General features: G+C 73.3%; 17 protein-coding genes. 5 read left to right on the forward strand and 12 right to left on the reverse strand.

From position 1 onward, the window contains the following. Nucleotides 1-2 precede the first annotated feature (2 nt). Genes OG494_RS48050 through OG494_RS48065 form a run of 4 tightly spaced genes read left to right on the forward strand, consistent with a single transcriptional unit; the run spans nucleotide 3 to nucleotide 3,808 of the window. Complete coding sequence (locus tag OG494_RS48050) at nucleotides 3-1,190, forward strand: acetyl-CoA acetyltransferase (protein ID WP_328450524.1); 1,188 nt, start codon at nucleotides 3-5, stop codon at nucleotides 1,188-1,190. Next, entirely contained in the window at nucleotides 1,187-2,293 is a 1,107-nt protein-coding gene (locus OG494_RS48055) for a thiolase family protein (protein ID WP_328450526.1), read from the forward strand. The genes OG494_RS48050 and OG494_RS48055 overlap by 4 nt, the downstream gene beginning before the upstream one ends. After that, the gene (locus OG494_RS48060; RefSeq protein ID WP_328450529.1) at nucleotides 2,290-3,270 is read left to right on the forward strand and encodes an LLM class F420-dependent oxidoreductase; all 981 of its coding nucleotides are present in this window, start codon (nucleotides 2,290-2,292) and stop codon (nucleotides 3,268-3,270) included. Before OG494_RS48055 ends, OG494_RS48060 begins: the two co-directional genes overlap by 4 nt. A gap of 19 nt (nucleotides 3,271-3,289) precedes the next feature. Further along, nucleotides 3,290-3,808: a pyridoxamine 5'-phosphate oxidase family protein gene (locus OG494_RS48065; RefSeq protein ID WP_328450531.1), complete on the forward strand. Its 519-nt coding sequence runs from the start codon at nucleotides 3,290-3,292 to the stop codon at nucleotides 3,806-3,808. A 62-nt stretch (nucleotides 3,809-3,870) separates the two neighbouring features. Here OG494_RS48065 and OG494_RS48070 read toward each other — a convergent pair whose 3' ends face one another. Beyond that, a complete protein-coding gene (locus tag OG494_RS48070; RefSeq protein ID WP_328450533.1) occupies nucleotides 3,871-4,251 on the reverse strand; it encodes a hypothetical protein in 381 nt (126 codons plus the stop codon). A gap of 81 nt (nucleotides 4,252-4,332) precedes the next feature. Further along, nucleotides 4,333-5,199, reverse strand: coding sequence for an alpha/beta fold hydrolase (locus OG494_RS48075; RefSeq protein ID WP_328450535.1), 867 nt, complete (start codon nucleotides 5,197-5,199; stop codon nucleotides 4,333-4,335). Between the two features lie 67 nt (nucleotides 5,200-5,266). On the opposite strand from OG494_RS48075, the gene OG494_RS48080 reads away from it, so the two are divergent. After that, nucleotides 5,267-5,998 (forward strand): TetR/AcrR family transcriptional regulator, encoded by a 732-nt coding sequence (locus OG494_RS48080; protein ID WP_328450537.1) that lies wholly within the window; start codon nucleotides 5,267-5,269, stop codon nucleotides 5,996-5,998. Nucleotides 5,999-6,120: 122 nt separating this feature from the next. Here the strand turns inward: OG494_RS48080 and OG494_RS48085 are convergent, their stop codons facing one another. The 10 genes from OG494_RS48085 to OG494_RS48130 all read right to left on the reverse strand — a co-directional run bounded on the left by OG494_RS48085 (nucleotide 6,121) and on the right by OG494_RS48130 (nucleotide 17,296). Then, a complete protein-coding gene (locus tag OG494_RS48085) occupies nucleotides 6,121-6,768 on the reverse strand; it encodes a TetR/AcrR family transcriptional regulator (protein ID WP_328450539.1) in 648 nt (215 codons plus the stop codon). An 82-nt stretch (nucleotides 6,769-6,850) separates the two neighbouring features. Continuing rightward, nucleotides 6,851-8,542 (reverse strand): flavin monoamine oxidase family protein, encoded by a 1,692-nt coding sequence (locus tag OG494_RS48090; protein ID WP_328450541.1) that lies wholly within the window; start codon nucleotides 8,540-8,542, stop codon nucleotides 6,851-6,853. Next, nucleotides 8,539-9,294, reverse strand: a complete 756-nt coding sequence (locus OG494_RS48095) for a carbon-nitrogen hydrolase family protein (RefSeq protein ID WP_328450543.1) — start codon at nucleotides 9,292-9,294, stop codon at nucleotides 8,539-8,541. Before OG494_RS48095 ends, OG494_RS48090 begins: the two co-directional genes overlap by 4 nt. Then, on the reverse strand, nucleotides 9,291-10,682 hold the full coding sequence (locus tag OG494_RS48100) for an amino acid permease (RefSeq protein WP_328450545.1): 1,392 nt from the start codon (nucleotides 10,680-10,682) through the stop codon (nucleotides 9,291-9,293). The genes OG494_RS48095 and OG494_RS48100 overlap by 4 nt, the downstream gene beginning before the upstream one ends. A gap of 127 nt (nucleotides 10,683-10,809) precedes the next feature. Further along, nucleotides 10,810-12,093 (reverse strand): sensor histidine kinase, encoded by a 1,284-nt coding sequence (locus tag OG494_RS48105; protein ID WP_328450547.1) that lies wholly within the window; start codon nucleotides 12,091-12,093, stop codon nucleotides 10,810-10,812. Nucleotides 12,094-12,095: 2 nt separating this feature from the next. Further along, a complete protein-coding gene (locus OG494_RS48110; RefSeq protein WP_328450549.1) occupies nucleotides 12,096-12,806 on the reverse strand; it encodes a response regulator transcription factor in 711 nt (236 codons plus the stop codon). 34 nt (nucleotides 12,807-12,840) lie between these two features. After that, entirely contained in the window at nucleotides 12,841-13,521 is a 681-nt protein-coding gene (locus OG494_RS48115) for an IclR family transcriptional regulator (RefSeq protein ID WP_328450551.1), read from the reverse strand. Between the two features lie 32 nt (nucleotides 13,522-13,553). Continuing rightward, the gene (locus tag OG494_RS48120; protein ID WP_328450553.1) at nucleotides 13,554-14,384 is read right to left on the reverse strand and encodes a sugar phosphate isomerase/epimerase family protein; all 831 of its coding nucleotides are present in this window, start codon (nucleotides 14,382-14,384) and stop codon (nucleotides 13,554-13,556) included. Then, entirely contained in the window at nucleotides 14,384-15,517 is a 1,134-nt protein-coding gene (locus tag OG494_RS48125; RefSeq protein WP_328450555.1) for a dihydrodipicolinate synthase family protein, read from the reverse strand. Before OG494_RS48125 ends, OG494_RS48120 begins: the two co-directional genes overlap by 1 nt. A 738-nt stretch (nucleotides 15,518-16,255) precedes the next feature. Beyond that, on the reverse strand, nucleotides 16,256-17,296 hold the full coding sequence (locus OG494_RS48130) for a LacI family DNA-binding transcriptional regulator (RefSeq protein ID WP_328450556.1): 1,041 nt from the start codon (nucleotides 17,294-17,296) through the stop codon (nucleotides 16,256-16,258). Nucleotides 17,297-17,535 lie beyond the last annotated feature (239 nt).

Consider the following 17,535-nt stretch of genomic DNA (forward strand, 5'->3'; position numbering starts at 1 on the left):
CCATGACGGTGTTCGTGCTGGGCGGGGCGCAGACCGACTTCGCGCGCAACTTCGCGAAGGAGGGGCGCGGGATCCTCGAGATGTTCGCCGAAGTCGTGCCCGCGGCTCTCGCGGACGCGGGGGTGTCGGCGGCGGACGTCGGTGTCGCGCACGTCGGCAACCTCGCCGCGGAGCTGTTCACCGGGCAGGCCCAGCTCGGCGGCCTGCTGGTGGCGGCCGTCCCGGAGCTGGACGGCGTGCCCAGCACCCGGCACGAAGCCGCGTGCGCGTCCGGCAGCACGGCGGTGCTCGCCGCCTGCGCGGACCTCGAATCCGGCCGGTACGACCTCGCGCTGGTCGTCGGCGTCGAGCTGATGCGCAACACCGACGGGCAGCGCGCGGCCGAGTACCTCGGGTCCGCCGCGTGGGCCGGGCACGAAGCCGTCAACGCGAAGTTCCCGTGGCCCGCGCTGTTCGCCGACGTCGCCACCGCGTACGACGCACGCTACGGCCTCGACTCGGCGCACCTCGGGCAGTTCGCCGAACACGCTTTCGCCCGTGCGGCGAAGAATTCGCTCGCCCAGGCCCGCGACTGGCAGTTCCCGGCCGGCGCGTTCGGGCCGGACGACGAGCTGAACCCGGTCATCGAAGGCAGCTTGCGCAAGCAGGACTGCGGCCGGATCACCGACGGCGCCGCGGCGGTCCTGCTGGCCTCCCCGGCGTTCGCCCAGCGCCTGGGCGGCGACTTCCCGCGCATCGCCGGGTTCGGCCACCGCACGGCGCACATCGGGCTCACCGAGAAGCTCGCCACCGGCGGCGAGTACCTGTTCCCGCAGCTGCGCGGCGCCGTCGTCGACGCCTACCGGCGCGCGGACGTGCCCGGCCCGGACGCGCTCGACGTCGTCGAACTGCACGACTGCTTCACGATCACCGGGCTCGTCGCGCTGGAGCACCTCGGCGTCGCCCCGCCGGGCGGCGGCGGCCGGTTCATCGCCGACGGCGGCCTCGACACGGCCGGGATCAACCCGAGCGGCGGCCTGCTCGGGCTCGGCCACCCGGTCGGCGCCACCGGCGTCCGGATGCTGCACGACGCGGCGCGCCAGGTGACCGGAACCGCGGGCGAGACCCAGGTCGACGGCGCGCGGACGGCGTTGACGCTCAACGTCGGCGGGTCGTTCACCACGGTCGTCACGACCATCGTGACCCGATGACGGCTTCGGTGCTGCTGACCGTGCGGACACCGCGCGGCAAGGCGTCCCCACGCGGCGGCCTGGCTTCGGTGCCGCCGCTGGAACTGGTCACCACGCTTCTGGACGCCCTGGTCGCGCGCGGTCTCGATCCCTCGGTCGTCGGCCAGGTGATCCTGGGCTGCGCGTCCCAGACCGGCGAGCAGGGCGCGAACCTGGCGCGCACGGCGGTGCTGGCGGCGGACTGGCCGGTGTCGGTAGCCGGGATGACGGTCAACCGGTTCTGCTCGTCCGGGCTCGACGCCGTCGCTCTGGGCGCCGCGCTGATCCGCGCGGGCGAGGCGGAAGTCGTGGTGGCGGGCGGGGTCGAGTCCGTCTCGCGGGTCCCGATGTTCACCGACGGAGGTCCACTGTGGACCGAAGAACGGTTCGGCGCGGGCAACATGGGTATCGCGGCCGACCTGGTGGCGGCCGACGAAGGCTTCAGCCGCGACGAACTCGACGCCTACGGCCTGCGGACGCAGCAGCTCGCCGCGGCGGCCTGGAAAGACGGCCGGTACGACGCGTCGCTCGTCCCGGTCGCCGGGCTGGCGCACGACGAGCACGTCCGGCCCGCGACGTCCGCCGAAGCCCTGGCCGAGCTGCCGTCGTCGTTCGGCGGGCTGCACACGCGCGGGACGTCGCCCTCGCTGGCCGACGCCGCCGGGCTGGTCCTGCTGGCTTCACCCGCGGCCGCGTCGCGGCTGGGGCTCGCGCCGCGAGCGAACGTCCTGGGTGCGGTGACCGCGGGCAGCGACCCGATCCGGATGCTGCTGTCCGGGCAGCTGGCCGTCTCGCGGCTGCTGGAGCGGCACGGCGTGCGTCCGTCCGAAGTGGACGTCGTCGAGTTCGCCGAGGCGTTCGCCGCGCTGTGCATGAAGATCCGGCGCGACCTCGGTTTCGGGAACGACGTCTTCAACGTCAATGGCGGCACGATCGCGATGGGCCACGCTTTCGGGGCCACCGGGGCGATCCTGCTGGCCGGCTGCGTCGACGAGCTGACCCGACGCGGCGGGCGCTACGGTGTCACGGCGGTCAGTGGAGCCGCGGGATCGGGAACGGCGGTACTCGTGGAGCGTGCGGCATGAGGCTTTCGGTGTCACTGGGGCTCTGGCAGGACCGCCCGCCGGTGGAGGCCCTGGAGACCGCACGCGCGGCGGAGGCCGCCGGGTACGCCGAAATCTGGATCGGCGAGATGGCGACGTGGGACGCGTTCGCCCTCGGCATCGCGATCGGCGCCGGTACCTCCCTTGCGCTGACCTTCGGCCCGCTCGCCGTGACGGTGCGGGACCCGGCGACGATCGCGATGGGCGTCGCGTCGGTCGCGACCCTGACCGGCCGCGAGACCCGCGTCGCGCTCGGGACGTCCAGCGACGTCGTGGTGCGCGGCTGGCACGGCCGCTCCCGCGACCACGCGGCGACGGCCCTCGAAGAGTCCGCGGTGGCCGTCCGGCAGCTCCTCGACGGCGACAAGTCCACTGTGGACGGGAAGATCGTCGGCTCCCGGGGCTACCGGCTGCGGCTGCCCGCGCCGAAGTCGCCGTTGACGATCGCGGCGTTCGGCCCGCGCGCGCTGGACGTCGCGGCGCGGCACGCCGACCGGATGGTGATCAACCTGGTCAGCCCGGCGGCCGCGGCGTCGCTGGTGCAAGGCCTGCGCTCGGCGTGCGAGCGCGCGGGGACCACGCCGCCGCCGGTGGCCGCGTGGGTGGTCGGCGCGGTGGATCCGTCGGAGGCCGCGATCGAGCAGCTTCGCCGCGGGGTCGTGGGGTACCTCGCCGCGCCGGGTTACGCGGACATGTTCCGCGCGGAGGGCTTCGGCGACCTGGTCGAGTTCGCGCGGACCCGCCCGCACCCGCGTGAGCTGCTCGCGGCGGTGCCGGTCGAGGCGATCGCGGCGGTCGGCCTGCTCGGCTCGCGCGACGACATCACGCGGAAGATCGCCGACTTCGCCGCGGCGGGCGTCGACGAACTGGCGATCGTCCCGGCGACGTCGGACGACGATCCCGGCGGCGCCCGGACCCTCGCCGGCATCTTTTCGGCCGCCGGTGTCGATCCGGCGTGACGCCGTTCGACGCGTAGTCATGACCGAGCCGACGAACACCAAGAACCTCGACCGGTACGGGTCCGCGCCGCTGGAGTGGAGCCGGGCCCGCGACATCCTCGTCGCCGACACCCCGACCGCGGACCTGACCTTTTTCGTGTCGACCGTGCGCCCCGACGGGCGGCCGCACTCCGCCGGCGTCGGCGCCGTGTGGGTCGAGGACGCCCTGTACTTCAAGGCCGGGCCGGGCACCCGCCGGGCGCGGAACCTGGCGGAGAACCCGGCGTGCACCGTTGCGGTGCGCCTGCGCGGCATGGACCTCATCCTGGAAGGCGAGGCCGGCCGCGTGACCGACTCCGCCACCGTCGAGCGTGTGGCGGTGGTCTACCGCGAGGGCGGCTGGCCCGCCACGGCGGAAGGCGCCACCCTCACCGCGCCGTACAGCGCGCCCAGCGCGGGAGCCCCGCCTTGGCACCTGTACCGGCTCGCCCTGCACCGGGCCATCGGCGTGGCCTCCGCCGAACCGCACGGCGCCACCCGCTGGGACTTCGCAACCTGACCATTCGCCCACCCGCCGAGTTCGCACTTTCTCTATGAAAGTGCGAACTCCTCACGTGGATTTCACATCGCGGGGGCGCGGGAGGGCCGGTGCTCGGCCACGGCCTCCGGGCGGCGGGGTACCGGGATCCGCACCAGCATCCGGGTGCGCCGGGCCGTGAGCAGGCCCAGGGCGAGAGAGCCGGCCAGGACCAGGGCCGACCGGGCCGAAGCCGCGTCGAAGACCAAAGCCCCGAAGTGGCTCAGGACGAAACCCGCGTCCAGCGCCCAGGCGACCACGAGCACGCCGAGGGCGGCCGGGAACGTCGTCCAGCGGGCCGTCGCCAGCACCACCAGACCCAGCGTGACCAGCGCGAACCACGGACTCGGCCCGGCCAGGTGCGCCGCGATCACGGCCGCCACCGCGGCCACGCACCCGAACGGGAACCCGAAACCACCTGTCATGCCGTCAGTGCACCGCCGCCGGTGGCCGACGACCGGGCTCAGGACGCGTTCCCTACGCCCCGGCCACCCGTTCTTGACGCCTTATTGACCCGTCACGCGCACGATCGCGTCGGCGACCTCCGGCCAGACCGCGCGCGGCAGGTTGTGGCCCATGCCCGGGATGACCACCAGCTCCGCGCCCGGGATCGCCTCCGCCGTCGCCTTGCCGCCGCTCACGTCGATCAGCGGGTCGGCGTCGCCGTGGATGACCAGCGCCGGCAGCTCGACAGAACGCAGCCCGGACGTCCGGTCGCCCGACGCCATCACCGCCGCCGCGTGGCGCAGGGTGCCCTCCGGGTGGCGGGCGCGGTCGAACTGCATCGTCGCCTTGGCCAGCAGGAACGCCTCGTCGTCCGGGTACCCGGGGGAGCCGAGCCGCCGGTAGCCCTCGACGCTGTCGGAGAGGGCCTGCTCGCGGGTCGTGGCCGGCGGCCGCGTCAGTACCGCCAGCGCCCACGGCTCGGCCTGCCCGACCGCCGGATCGCCGGTGGTCGACATGATCGACGTGACGCTCAGCAGCCGGTCCGGGTGGTCGATCGCCAGCTGCTGCACGATCATCCCGCCCATCGACGCGCCGACGACGTGGGCTCGCGCGATGCCGAGCGCGTCGAACAGCCCGACGGCGTCGTCGGCCAGGTCGGCCAGCAGGTACGGCGCCGTCGAGGGATCACCGGCGAAGAGCGCGCCCAGGTCCGGCGGCGGCAGCTGGTCGAAGTACGTCGAGAGCCCGACGTCCCGGTTGTCGTAGCGCACCACGAAAAACCCGCGGTTCGCGAGGAGTTCGCAGAAAGCGTCTTCCCAGGTGATCATCTGGGCACCCAGGCCCATCACCAGGACCAGGGGCGGAGCCGCCGGATCGCCGAAGGTGTCGTACTCGAGCTCGAGACCGTTGGCCTGTGCGCGTGCCATGCCCCGATCTTGCCCCAGACTTGCGTCGCTGGCACCGGGCCGGTCCGTGCGGTTACCGTAACGCCCCATGCCGACCTCATCCTCGGGCACCGGAGAGCGTCCCCGGTCGCGGGCCGCAGCCGGACTGCCGGCGATCACGGCCGAAAAGGTCGTCGACGCGGCCACGCGGCTGACCGCCGACGTCGGTCTCGACAACTGGACGCTGCGGCAGCTTGCCCGCGCCGTCGACGCCTACCCGGCGGTGATCTACCACCACGTCGGCGACCGGGACGCGGTGGTCAACGCCGTCGTCGACCGGGTCGTCGGCCTGCTGGTGCTGCCGGATCCGCAGCTGCCGTGGCAGCAGTGGTTCACCGACCTGCTCGCCGGGCTGCGCTCGGTGCTGCGGACCTACCCGGGCTGCGCGCGCCGGCTCGCGCTGTTCGGCCCGTCGGTCGACGCGGCCACCCTCAGCATCGACGCCGGGGTCGGCGTGCTGCTGACCGCCGGTTTCGGCAGCGAGAGCGTGCTCGCCTACAACCTGATGTTGATGACGGCCTGCCAGTTCGTCGCCATGGAGGACGACCGCGAGGGCGCGCTGGCGCTGCGGATCGACAACACCGAGACCTACGCGACCTACCGGGAGCGCACCGACCTGCCCGGCATGGCCGAGCTCGGGTCGGCGATGCACGACCTGATGGGCGACCCCGACCTCGCGGCGAACTACTACGCGCAGCTCTACGACTACGCCGTCCAACGCTGCCTCGACGGGCTCGCCCACCGGCTCGAAGAGCTGCGTGACCAGGGCTCCACGGGTTGACAGCGACTTGACAGTGCCCCGGCGTACCGTGAGCGTGCGTCGGTGGTCCGTCCATCGACCCGAAGCCCCCGGCGCCCTCCTCCCCCTCGTGGCGCCGGGGGCTTCGGTCTGTCCGTCAGCGGTTACCGGTCGCCCTGCCGCGGCGCCGGCGGCACCTGCTGGATGGCCGGGAAGATCTCGCCGACCAGCGTGACCAGCGATTTCGACAGCAGCAGGTGCACCTGCTCGCGGGTCAGCGAACCGCGCACGAGCCATTCCCGCCCGGCCGACTTCACCATTCCGCCGAACGCGCGCACGAGCGCGTTCAGCTCGGGCCCGTGTTCGCTCTGGCTGGACAGTCCGACGGCTTCGAGCACCCGATCGGCCGATTCCCGGTCGGCTTCTTCGAGAATGCGCTCCACTTCGAGGTCCCGGCCGATGCCTTCGGGGGCGATCGCGGCCAGCCACATCCGCTCCTGGCTGGTGACCATGTCGAGGAACCAGTCGATCGCGACGTCGGCCCGCAGTTCGAGCGGCCCTTCGGGCAGGATCTCGATGGCCAGCCGCGGCACGGTCAGCGCCCGGCGGATGATTTCCAGGTACAGCTCGCGCTTGGTGCCGAAGTAGTGGTTGATCAGCCCGCGCGCCACGCCCGCCGCGGCCGCGATGTCCGAAGTGGACACTTCCGAGTAGGGACGGTCACCGAACAGCCGCGCCGCGCAAGCGAAGATCTGTTCCTTCCGTTCGTCCGGTTCCAGTCTTCGCCATCGCGGCGCCGGCTCGGTGTTCATGCGTCCTATCGTCGCATGTCGCCTTGCGCCAGGCAGGTCAGTCCGCCGTGCCGCCGGACGGGGGACCACGATCGGGGCATGCCTAGTCCGGCAACGCGATGGGCGCGATGTCGGCGAATCCGTCACCCGGGCCGGGGTTCGCGGGATGCGTCTCGCCGCCCAGGTGGTGCAGCACGCCCCAGACCGCGTTGAGCGCCGTCTGCACCGCGCCTTCGGCCCAGCCCGCCGTCCACGAGACGTCGTCGCCCGCGAGGAACAGGCCGCGGTAGCGCGCCGGGAGCGAGTCCTGCACGAAGTGCGTGAACAGCCGGTGCTGGTAGCGGTAGTGGCCGGGCAGGTTGGCCTTGAACGCGCCCATGAAGTGCGGTTCGGCCTCCCACGACACGGTGACCGGGTCGCCGATGAGGTGCCGCCGGACGTCGACGCCCGGGTAGATCTCCCGCAGCGACTGCAGCATCACCTCGACGCGCTCGCCGACGGTCAGGGGCAGCCACTTCAGCGAGTCGTCGGCCCACGTGTAGGACAGGCAGATCACGGCGGGGGAGTCCGGGTCGTCGCCGAGCAGGTAGGTGCCGCGCGGCATCCGGTCGGTGAGCGTCATGCTCATCGTGTCACGGCCGGTCACCGGATCGGGGTCCAGCCAGAACGGCCGGTCCACCGGCACGAACACCTTCGACGACTCCATGTAGTGCGTCCGCTCGATCGCCGTCCAGTGGTCGATCGGGAACAGCGCTTCGTCGCATTCGATCTTCGACAGCAGCATCCAGCTCTGCGCGGTGAACACGGCCGCGGGGAACGTCCGGATGTGGCCCTCGGCGTCGGTCACCGTGATGTTGTTCGGCGCCGTGCGGTGCAGCCGCGTGACGCCGGGGTGCGGCCGCCCGCCGTGCAGCGTGCTGAGGCTCGTCCCGGCGGGCCAGAACGCCATTTCGGCCGGCGCGTGCTCCCACAGCCGCTGGGGCAGCTGCTGGCTGCCGCCGGCGATGCTGCGGTGCTCGTCGTCGGCACCGGTATAGACCACTCGGAGGATCTCCAGGATGGAGTTCGGGAAGTCGGTGTCCCAGCCGCCGGTGCCGAAGCCGACCTGGCCGAAGATCTCGCGGTTGCGGAAGGACGCGAACGCGGGCGAGTCGCAGAGGAAACCGTAGAACGTCTGGTTGTCCAGCTTCGGCACGAGCTCGTTCCACAGCCGCTTGATCGTCTTCGCGTCGCGGTCGCGGATCGCCGTCTGCATCTCGGCGAACGACGCGTGCTCGGCCAGGGTCCGGTCCCACGCGGCGGCGACCTCGCCGAACACCGCGGGCAGGTCGGCCGGCGTCCGCGCGTAATGGCTCTGGCCCTTGAGGTCGACGACGGTGCTCGGCGTCTCCGGCGCGAGGGGGTTCGGGAACGGCGTCGTTTCCAGGCCGACCTTGTCGATGTAGTGGAAGAGCGCGGTCGACGCGGGCGGGAAGCGCATCGCGCCCATCTCCGCGACGACGTCGTCCGGGCAGCCCGGGAAGCGCACGGTGCGCAGCCGGCCGCCGATTTCGGCGATCTCGTAGACGACCGGGCGCAGGCCGAGCTTCATCAGCTCGTACGCCGTGACGATGCCGGAGAGGCCGCCGCCGATCACGGCGACGTCGGTGCCGTGCCGCTCGGGCGGCACCGAGCCCAGCCCGGCCGGGTGGGCGAGGTAGTCGTCGTAGGCGAACGGGAAGTCGGGGCCGAACATCGTGATCGGGCGACCCGCCGGCTCGTCGTGGTGGATCGCGGTCGGGACAGCGGAGGTCATGCGGTGGTTCCCCGGTACAGTTCGGGCCGTCGGTCGGCCAGGTGGGTGTTCTCCAGCCGGGACGCGGCGAGCGCGTCCCGGGTGACGTCGGCGTGGATCAGCCCGGGTCCGGCGCCCGCGCGGGCCAGCACTTCGCCGGTCGGCGCGACGACGCAGGACCGGCCGCAGTAGGTCAGCTCCCGCTCGGCGTCGCAGCGGTTGGCGTAGGCGAGGAACAGCTGGCTTTCGTAGGCCCGCGCGGGCACCAGCGTGTCGGCGACCAGCTCGTACGGGCTCATCAGCGCGGTGGGCACGACCAGCAGCTCGGTGCCGGCCAGCGCGTGCGCCCGGACCATTTCCGGGAACTCGACGTCGTAGCAGATCAGCAGCCCGATCCGGACGCCGTCGAGGTCGGCCTGCACCACCGCTTCTTCGCCCGGCGCGAACCAGTTCTTGTCGATCTCGCCGAAGAGGTGTGTCTTGCGGTAGTTTGCGAGCCGCCGTCCGGTGCTGTCGATCAGCTGGACGCTGTTGAAGACGTCCTCGCCGGCGGATTCCGGGTAGCCGTACGCCAGCGCGACGCCGGTTTCCCGGGCCAGCGCGGACATCCGGGCCGCGGTCGGCCCGTCGGCCGGCTCGGCGAGTTCGCGGGTGCGCGCGCCGATGTGGTAGCCGGTGGTGATCATCTCGGCCGCGACGACGAGGTCGGCGCCGGACGCCGCGACGGCGCCGGGCAGCTCGGCGAACGGGCCCTGGTGGACGGCGACCCTCATGACAGCCGCGACTTCCGGATGCCGTAACCGAAGTAGATCACCAGGCCCAGCAGCATCCAGGCGCCGAAGACGACCCAGGTGGCGCCGTCGAGGCTGAACATCATGTACCCGCAGCACAGCACGCCGAGCAGCGGCGTGACCGGCGAGAACGGCACGCGGAACGCGCGCGGCGTGTCCGGCTGCCGCCGTCGCAGCAGCAGGACGGCGACGTTGACCAGGCCGAACGCGAAGAGCGTGCCGATGCTGGTGGCGTCGGCCAGCTTGCCCAGCGGGATGAACGCGGCGAGCACGGCCACGAAGCCGGAGACGACCAGCGTGTTGATCCGCGGCGCGCCGGTCTTGGCGTCCACTGTGGACAGCGACTTCGGGACGAGGCCGTCGCGGGACATCGCGAACAGGATGCGCGTCTGCCCGTAGAGGACGGTCAGCACGACGCTGGAGATCGCCACGATCGCGCCGACGGCCAGCAGCGCCGCCCACACTTTGTTGTCCGACACCGCCGAAAGCACGTGCGAGAGCGCGGCTTCCTGGCCGTCGAACTGCTGCCACGGCAGCGCGCCGACGGCGGCCACCGCGACCAGGCAGTACAGCACCGTGACGATGCCGAGCGAGAGCAGGATCGCCCGCGGCAGGTCGCGCTGCGGGTTCTTCGCCTCCTCGCCGGCCGTTGACGCGGCGTCGAAGCCGATGTAGGAGAAGAACAGCTTCGCGCCACCGGCGCTCATCCCGGCCAGCCCGAGCGGCAGGAACGGCGAGAAGTTCTTCGCCTGCACGGCGGTGAACGCGATGACGCAGAACAGCACCAGGGTGGCGATCTTGACCGCGACCATGATCGTGTTGGCCCGGGCGCTTTCCTTCGCGCCCGACAGCAGCAGCACCATCGCGAGCAGCACGACGACGATGGCCGGCACGTTGACGATCCCGCCCGAGCCGGGCGGCTGGCTGAGCGCGTCCGGGATGGCGAACCCGAAGACCAGCCGCAGCAGTTCGTTGAGGTACTGGCCCCAGCCGACGGCGACCGACGCCACCGAGACGCCGTACTCGAGGATCAGGCACCAGCCGCAGACCCAGGCGACGAGTTCGCCGAGCGTGGCGTAGGTGTAGGAGTAGGACGAACCGGACAGCGGGATCATGCCGGCGAGCTCGGCGTAGGACAGGGCGGAGAAGAGCGCGGTGATCCCGGCGAGCACGAACGACAGCACGACCGACGGGCCGGCCACCGGGACGGCTTCGCCCAGCACGACGAAGATCCCGCTGCCCAGCGTCGCGCCGATGCTCAGCGTGGTGAGCTGGCCGAGGCCGAGCGACCGCTTCAACGTGCCATGATCACCTTCGGCGATCAGGTCGGCCACCGGTTTCCGCCGCACCGTCGCGGCTCGCAGAGTCATGCCGACGACCGTATCCGCCGTCGCGGAAGCGCAAAACAGGAGAACATTGCGCGTAAAGATGAATCACAGGTGATTCATTGCACAAGACACGTGATTCGTGGCGAATCATTCCATCGGGTGCACGCGGTCACGGTGGGCTGGACGCGGGCAGGAGCAGGGTGAACGTCGGCGGGGACGGCAGGTGCAGGCGCAGCCGGCCGCCCTCGGCTTCGGCGAGGCTGCGGGCCAGGCGCAGGCCGATGCCGTGGCCGCTCGGCGCGCTCGCGAACGGGTCCGTCTCGCCGAGGTCCGGGCCTTCGTCGGCGACGTCGATGGCCAGCGCGTCCCCGGCGTCGCGGGCCACCACGGTGACCGTGCCGCGCCCGTGCGTCACGGCGTTGTCCAGCAGCACACCGAGCACCTGCCGGACCGCGGCGGCGGCCGCGCGGGCCGGCGGCGGGTCCTCCCGGACGATCCGCAGCTTCCGCCCGTGTGGCGCGAGCAGCGCCTCCCCGGCCTGCCGGACCTCGTCGAGCAGGACGTCGAGGGCGAGCTCGGCCCGCGGCGCCCGGCGTTCCCGGCCGAGCGCCAGGAGGTCTTCGATGGTGCGTTCCAGCCGGTCGGCGGACGCGATCCCGGCGCGGATCGCCGCGTACGGGTCGCTCTCCGGTGTCTCCAGCGCGGCTTCGAGCTGCAGCCGCAGCCCGGTCAACGGCGTCCGCAGCTGGTGGGACGCCTCCGCGGAGAACGCGCGCTCGCGCTCCAGCGTCTCGCCGATGCGGGTCGCGGTGGCGTCGAGCGCCTCGCCGACCTGGTCGATCTCCGCGATCCCGGCGCGCGGGCCGCGGGCGGTGAAGTCGCCGTCGCCGAGCCGCTCGGCCACGGCGGCCAGCTCCTCCAGCGGCCGGACCAGCCGCGACGTCGACCGCCGGGCCGTCAGCCAGCTCGCCCCGATCGCCACCACCGCCAGCGCGGCCATGGCGAGCCAGGTCAGCCCGACCCGCAGGTAGAGGTCGGACACCGGCAGCGCGGCGCGGACGACGCCGATCGTGCGCGACCCGTTGACCACCGGGACGGCCAGCACCACTTTGCCGCCTTGCCGGCCGGTGACGACGTCCTCGGTGGCCTTCGCCGCCTGGAGCTCGATCGAGCCGCCGACGGCCGGCCCCTGCCCGGCGAGCAGCCGCCCGTCCGGGGAGTAGACGCCGACCGCGCCTTCGGCCTCGTCCCCCTCCAACGGTGGGACGACCGGCGCCAGCCCGGCGTTCAGCTCGTGGGCGACGGCCAGCGCGGCGGTGTCGGCGGCGCGCTCCAGGTCCGACGTCGTGTCGTCGCGGTAGTACTGCATCACGGCCACGCCCAGCGGGAGCGCGAACAGGACGGTCGCCACCAGCGCGGCCAGCACGGTCAGGGCGATGATCCGGCGGCGCACGGCTACCGCTGCGCCCCGGTCCGCGCGGGATCCTCCAGGCGGTACCCGTGCCCGCGCAGGGTGGCGATCAGCGGGACGGCCGCCCCGGCTCCGGCGGCCGCGGCGAGCTTGCGGCGCACGGCCGCGATGTGCACGTCCAGCGTCTTGGTCGAGCCGTACCAGTGCGCGTCCCAGACCTCGGCCATCAGCGTCTCGCGGCTGACCGCGACGCCGGGCTGCTCGGCCAGCCGGGCCAGCAGGTCGAACTCCTTCGCGCGCAGCACGACCTCGTTCCCGTTGACGCTCGCGCGGCGGCCCGCGACGTCGACGGTGAGGCCGCCGACGGTCACCGGCGGCCGGGCGGTGGCCGGGGCGCCGCGGCGCAGGTGCGCCCGCACCCGGGCCAGCAGCTCGCCCAGCCGGATCGGCTTGGTGAGGTAGTCGTCGGCCCCGGCGTCGAGGCCGACGACGACGTCCATCTCCTCCTGCCGGGCGGTGAGGATGACGAGCACCGTGGCGGGCAGCGCGGCCCGCAGCCGGCGGCAGACCTCGACGCCGTCCAGGTCGGGCAGGCCGAGGTCGAGCAGGACGAGGTCGAACTCGCCGTCGCCGGCCGCCTTCAGCGCGGTGCGGCCGTCGCGCCGCCAGGACACCTGGTAGCCGTGGAGTCGCAGGGTGGATTCGAGCACGCTGCCGATCGCCGCGTCGTCTTCCACCACCAGCAGGTTCGGCATGCCGGAAGCCTAACCGGACGGCCTCAGTTCCACGTCAGGGCTGGTCGGGACGGGTGCCGAAGCCGATCCGGGAGATCCGCCGCGCGGCCGCCGTCACCGACGCGCCGAACCCGGCGGCCCGCGGTCCGGTGAACCGCGTGGTCGGCCCGGTGATCGCGAGCGCGGCGAGCACCCGCCCGTCGCCGTCGTGCACCGGCGCGGCGACGCTCGACGCGCCGGCCTCCGGCTCGCCGTGGCTGGTCTCGGCGTTCCCGGCCGCGGCGGCGTCGAGCACGAGGCCCGCCGCGCCGCACGTCAGCGGCAGCTCGTCGCCCACCCGGCCCACGTGCCGGATGCCCTGCGGGCCCTCCTGCTGGGCGACGCAGACGAGCACCGTCGTGCTGCGGACGTAGAGCCCGGCCGTCTCGCCGCACTCCAGCGCCAGCTCGCGCAGCACCTGGCGGACCGGTTCGGGCAGCTGCCACGCGGTGTTCGCCAGCGTGGCCCAGCGCAGCAGGCCCGGGCCGACGGTGACCCGGCCGTCCGGGCGCGTCCAGAGCAGGCCGCGCTGCTCGCAGGTGGCGACCAGCCGCAGCACGGTGGTCTTGGCCAGGCCGCTCGCCGCGGTGAGGTCCTTGACGGCCCACGTGCGGTGGCGTTCGGTGAACAGCGCGAGCAGGTCGAAGGTGCGCAGCACGCTCCGGACCGCGCCGTCGTCGCTCTGCTGGTCCGTCATCCTGCGACCCCCGTTCGCCTGACGGTCCCAGGCTACCGGCGGCCGGACCCTCGGGCCACGTGCCGCTCGAACGCCGCGATGGTCTCGGCGAGCACCTCCGCGCCCGGCCGGGCCCACAGGCCGGCGTTGAAGACCTCGACCTCGATCGGGCCGGTGTAACCCGCGGCCTCGACGCGGGCGCGCAGGTGCCGGTGGTCGATCGGGCCGTCGCCCGGCAGCGCGCGGCCCAGCAGCGGGTCGGGCAGCGGCACGAGGACGTCGCAGACGTGGAACCCGGCGATCCGGCCGGCGGCCGCGGCGATCGACTCCTCGATCCGCGGGTCCCACCAGACGTGGAACTCGTCCACGATGATGCCGACCTGCTCGGCCGGGTGCTCGACCGCGATCGCCAGCGCCTGGTCCACTGTGGACAGCACGGATCGGTCCGCGCACTGCATCGGGTGCAACGGTTCCAGGCCGAGGCGCACCCCGCGTTCCCCGGCGTAGGGGGCCAGCTCGCCGACGGCGTCCGCGACCCGCTGCCGGGACGCCTTGAGGTCGTTGCCCGCGACCCCGCCGACCACGAGCACGAGGACGCCGGCGCCCAGCGCGGCGGCTTCGTCGATCGCCTCCCGCGTCCGCGCCACACCGTCCACAGGGGAGCCTTCGGGCGTCACGCCGGTGAAGAACCCGCCGCGGCACAGGGAAGAGACCCGGATGCCGTGCTCCTTGAGCAGGCGCGCGGCTTCGTCGACGCCGGTCTCCGCGACCTTGTCGCGCCACAGCCCGATCCAGCCGACGCCCGCTTCCGCGCACCCGGCGACGGCTTCGGGCAGCGACCAGGCCTTGGTGGTGATCTGGTTGAGGCTGAGCCGCTCGTCCATCACGCCACCCCGGCGGCCAGCAGCAGCGGCCGCATCCGGGCCACGGCCAGGTCGGGATCGGCCAGCACCCCGGCGTCGTCGGCGAGGCGCAGCAGCGTGGCGAGGTGCGTGATCGTGCGCGCCGACTCCTGGCCGGCGATCATCCGGAAGTGCTCCTGGTGGCCGTTGAGGTAGGCGAGGAAGACGACGCCGGTCTTGTAGTGCCGGGTCGGCGCGCGGAAGATCTCGCGGCCCAGCGGCACGGTCGGGTCCAGCAGCGCGCGGAACCCGGCGGCGTCGCCGTCGTCGAGACGGGCGAGCGCGGCCCCGGCGACCGGCGCGATCGGGTCGAAGATCCCGAGCAGGGCTTCGCTGTGCCCGTGCTCGTCGCCCGCGATGAGGTCGGGGTAGTGGAAGTCGTCGCCGGTGTAGCACCGGACGCCGGCCGGCAGCGCCCGGCGGAACTCCGTCTCGACGGCGGCGTCGAGCACCGAGACCTTCACCCCGGCCACGGTCCCGGCGTACTCGGCGCAGAGCGCGCCCAGTTCCCGGGCCGCGTCCCGGACGTCGTCGTGGCCCCAGTAACCGGCCAGCGCCGGGTCGAACTGCTCGCCCAGCCAGTGCAGCAAGACCGGCCCGCTCGCCTCGGACAGCAGCTTGCCGTACGCCGCATGGTAGTCGTCCGGCCCGGACGCCGCCGCGGCGAGCGCCCGGCTGGCCATCACGACCGGCACCGCGCCCGCCCCGCCGACCAGGTCGAGCTGCTCACGCCAGGCGTCCACAATGGACGCGACGGTGGCCGGGCCGGCGGCCAGCTGGTCCGTGCCGACGCCGGCGACCCAGGGCCGCCCGCCCGCGGCCGCGCCGGTGCGCGTGACCAGTTCGCGGGTGGTTGACCAGTCCAGGCCCATGCCGCGCTGCGCGGTGTCCATCGCGTCGGCGACGCCGAGCCCGCAGGCCCAGAGGTGCTCCCGGAAGGCCAGCGTCGTGTCCCAGTCCACGCGGTAGGGCTCGTCGGCCAGCGCGTCCGCCACGACGTGCGCGGCGGCGTAGGCGATCCGAGAGGCAGGAGGTGCCGACGGCGGCTCGGGCGGCCGCGGCCCGCCCGGCGACCACGTCGTGAGCTCGCCGCCGGGGGTGGGGAGCACGAGCACGGGGACCTCCGGAGTAGTCAGAAAGCGCTTTCTCGCCGACTACGGTAGGGCCTGCGCCGGGGCACGACAAGGCCCCGTCCGGTCGGTGCCCGGGGTGCGTGGCGGTCTCCTGCAGTGCGACTTCGCCGGTCCGGCCGCCCCAGTCGCGCGCGGTTTGCGGGCGCGTGGCGGGTTTCTCGCTGGACGAATTCGGCGGCTCGGCCGGCCCGTCCGTCGGGCGCTCGGAGCGTGTGGTGCTTTCGCGCGGCCCGGCTTCGCCGGTGCTATCGCCTCGTTCGGTCGGCGCCTGAGTGCGCGCGGTGCTTCTCGGTGCGCGATTACGGCGGCCCGGCCGGACTCTCGGGTCGGAGGTTGGGGCGTGGTGCTTTCGCGTTGTCCGGTTTCGGCGGCCTCTCGGGCAGAACTCGGGGACGCGGTGCAATCGCGCCGTGTGGCTTCGGTGGCCTGCCTGGTCGGGGCTCGGGGGAGCGGCGCGTTCGTGCGGTGCGGTTCGGCGGCCCGCCAGGTCGGGGCTCGGGGCGCGGTGCTTCCTTGTAGCGTCTCGGCGCCCTGCCCGGTCGGCGCTCGGGGGCGCGGCGCGTTCGTGCGGTGCAGTGCGGTGCGGTGCGGTGGCCTGCCTGGTCGGGGCTTGAGGGCGCGGCGCGTTCGTGCGGTGCGTCTCGGCGCCCCTGCCCGGTGATCGCCCAGGGTGCGGTGTTTCTCGCTGCTCGGCTTCGGTGGCTCGGCAAGACCTGTCGGTCAGCGCTTGGGTCGTCCGGTGCTCTCGCGCAGGACTACCTCGCCGGCCAGCCGGATCGTTCGAGGGCGGCTTGCGCTGCCGCCCTTGATCGCGAGGTCCATTGCCCGCTCGCCCAGCTGCTCCAGTGGCAGCCGGACGGTCGTGAGCGCCGGGGCGAGGTCGCGGACCACCGGGATGTCGTCGAAGCCGGCGAGCGAGATGTCGCCGGGTACGGCCAAGCCGGCCTCGCGCAACGCCGTCATCGCGCCGATCGCCATCACGTCCGTGACGGCGAAGATGCAGGTGGGCAGCTTGCGCTTGCGGGTGGCGAGCAGCTGCTTGGTCGCCTCGTAACCGCCGTCGCGGGTGAACGCGGCTTCGACGACGTCGTCTTCGCGCAGGTCTATGCCGTGCGCGGCGAGCCCGTCGGTGAAGCCGGCGAGGCGGTCGACGACCGTGCTCAGCCGTCGGGGCCCGGCGAGCACGGCGAACCTCTTGTGCCCGAGGCCGGCGAGCGACTTCGCCAGCTCGGCGGCGCCGCCCTTGTTGTCCGGCTGCACGGTGTCGATCTTGAGCCCGCGGTGGCGGCTGACCGCCGCGACCTGGCCGCCGCCCCGGCGGTAGGGCTCCAGCTCCGCGGCCATCGCGCGCTCCCACGCCCGGTCCTCGAACGCCGAGCCGATCAGCAGGATGGCCGCGGCCCGCTGCGCTCGCAGCGTCGAGACGTAGGCGACCTCGCGGTCCGGGTCGCGGAACGTGCCGGCCAGCATCACCAGCAGCCCGTTGTCCGTGGCCACCCGCATCACCCCGCTCGCGATGGCGGCGAAGTAGGGGTCGCCGACGTCGTGGCAGATCACGCCGACCGTCCGGTGCGTGCCCCCGGCGAGGGCCTGCGCGTGGGCGTTCGGGGCGTAGGCCAGCTCGGCCGCGGCCGCGGAGACCCGCTCCCGCAGGTCGGCGCGGACGGACGCGGTGCCGTTGAGCACCCGCGACGCCGTCGCGAGCGAGACGTTCGCGCTGCGTGCCACGTCTTCGAGCGTCACGTGCGGCCGGGCCTTCATGGATCCTCCAAGATCGGTCTCGGGCGTGCGGCCCGCATACCTTGCTCGCCGGCCGTGGGGTGCCGGCCGCGTGGTGCCGGCCCGGAGGCGACGGGAACGCAATCTACTGGGGAGGAGTGCGGGAACGGAGAGGGTAAGCCCGCTCCGGTTCGCCCAGGTGGTCCGGGTGGTGGTCACGGCGCCGGTGGCCGCCAAAAGTTACCCCGATCGTGTGAAACGGGGGTGCGGAAGATCGAGGG

The organism is Amycolatopsis sp. NBC_00438 (genome assembly GCF_036026695.1).
Classification (GTDB): domain Bacteria; phylum Actinomycetota; class Actinomycetes; order Mycobacteriales; family Pseudonocardiaceae; genus Amycolatopsis.

What these genes read in the sequence shown, in the direction of transcription:
- OG494_RS48050 (WP_328450524.1), top strand. Translation starts at nt 3, where the DNA reads ATGACGGTGTTCGTGCTGGGCGGGGCGCAGACCGACTTCGCGCGCAAC.
- OG494_RS48055 (WP_328450526.1), top strand. Translation starts at nt 1,187, where the DNA reads ATGACGGCTTCGGTGCTGCTGACCGTGCGGACACCGCGCGGCAAGGCG.
- OG494_RS48060 (WP_328450529.1), top strand. Translation starts at nt 2,290, where the DNA reads ATGAGGCTTTCGGTGTCACTGGGGCTCTGGCAGGACCGCCCGCCGGTG.
- OG494_RS48065 (WP_328450531.1), top strand. Translation starts at nt 3,290, where the DNA reads ATGACCGAGCCGACGAACACCAAGAACCTCGACCGGTACGGGTCCGCG.
- OG494_RS48070 (WP_328450533.1), bottom strand. Translation starts at nt 4,251, where the DNA reads ATGACAGGTGGTTTCGGGTTCCCGTTCGGGTGCGTGGCCGCGGTGGCG.
- OG494_RS48075 (WP_328450535.1), bottom strand. Translation starts at nt 5,199, where the DNA reads ATGGCACGCGCACAGGCCAACGGTCTCGAGCTCGAGTACGACACCTTC.
- OG494_RS48080 (WP_328450537.1), top strand. Translation starts at nt 5,267, where the DNA reads ATGCCGACCTCATCCTCGGGCACCGGAGAGCGTCCCCGGTCGCGGGCC.
- OG494_RS48085 (WP_328450539.1), bottom strand. Translation starts at nt 6,768, where the DNA reads ATGAACACCGAGCCGGCGCCGCGATGGCGAAGACTGGAACCGGACGAA.
- OG494_RS48090 (WP_328450541.1), bottom strand. Translation starts at nt 8,542, where the DNA reads ATGACCTCCGCTGTCCCGACCGCGATCCACCACGACGAGCCGGCGGGT.
- OG494_RS48095 (WP_328450543.1), bottom strand. Translation starts at nt 9,294, where the DNA reads ATGAGGGTCGCCGTCCACCAGGGCCCGTTCGCCGAGCTGCCCGGCGCC.
- OG494_RS48100 (WP_328450545.1), bottom strand. Translation starts at nt 10,682, where the DNA reads ATGACTCTGCGAGCCGCGACGGTGCGGCGGAAACCGGTGGCCGACCTG.
- OG494_RS48110 (WP_328450549.1), bottom strand. Translation starts at nt 12,806, where the DNA reads ATGCCGAACCTGCTGGTGGTGGAAGACGACGCGGCGATCGGCAGCGTG.
- OG494_RS48115 (WP_328450551.1), bottom strand. Translation starts at nt 13,521, where the DNA reads ATGACGGACCAGCAGAGCGACGACGGCGCGGTCCGGAGCGTGCTGCGC.
- OG494_RS48120 (WP_328450553.1), bottom strand. Translation starts at nt 14,384, where the DNA reads ATGGACGAGCGGCTCAGCCTCAACCAGATCACCACCAAGGCCTGGTCG.
- OG494_RS48130 (WP_328450556.1), bottom strand. Translation starts at nt 17,296, where the DNA reads ATGAAGGCCCGGCCGCACGTGACGCTCGAAGACGTGGCACGCAGCGCG.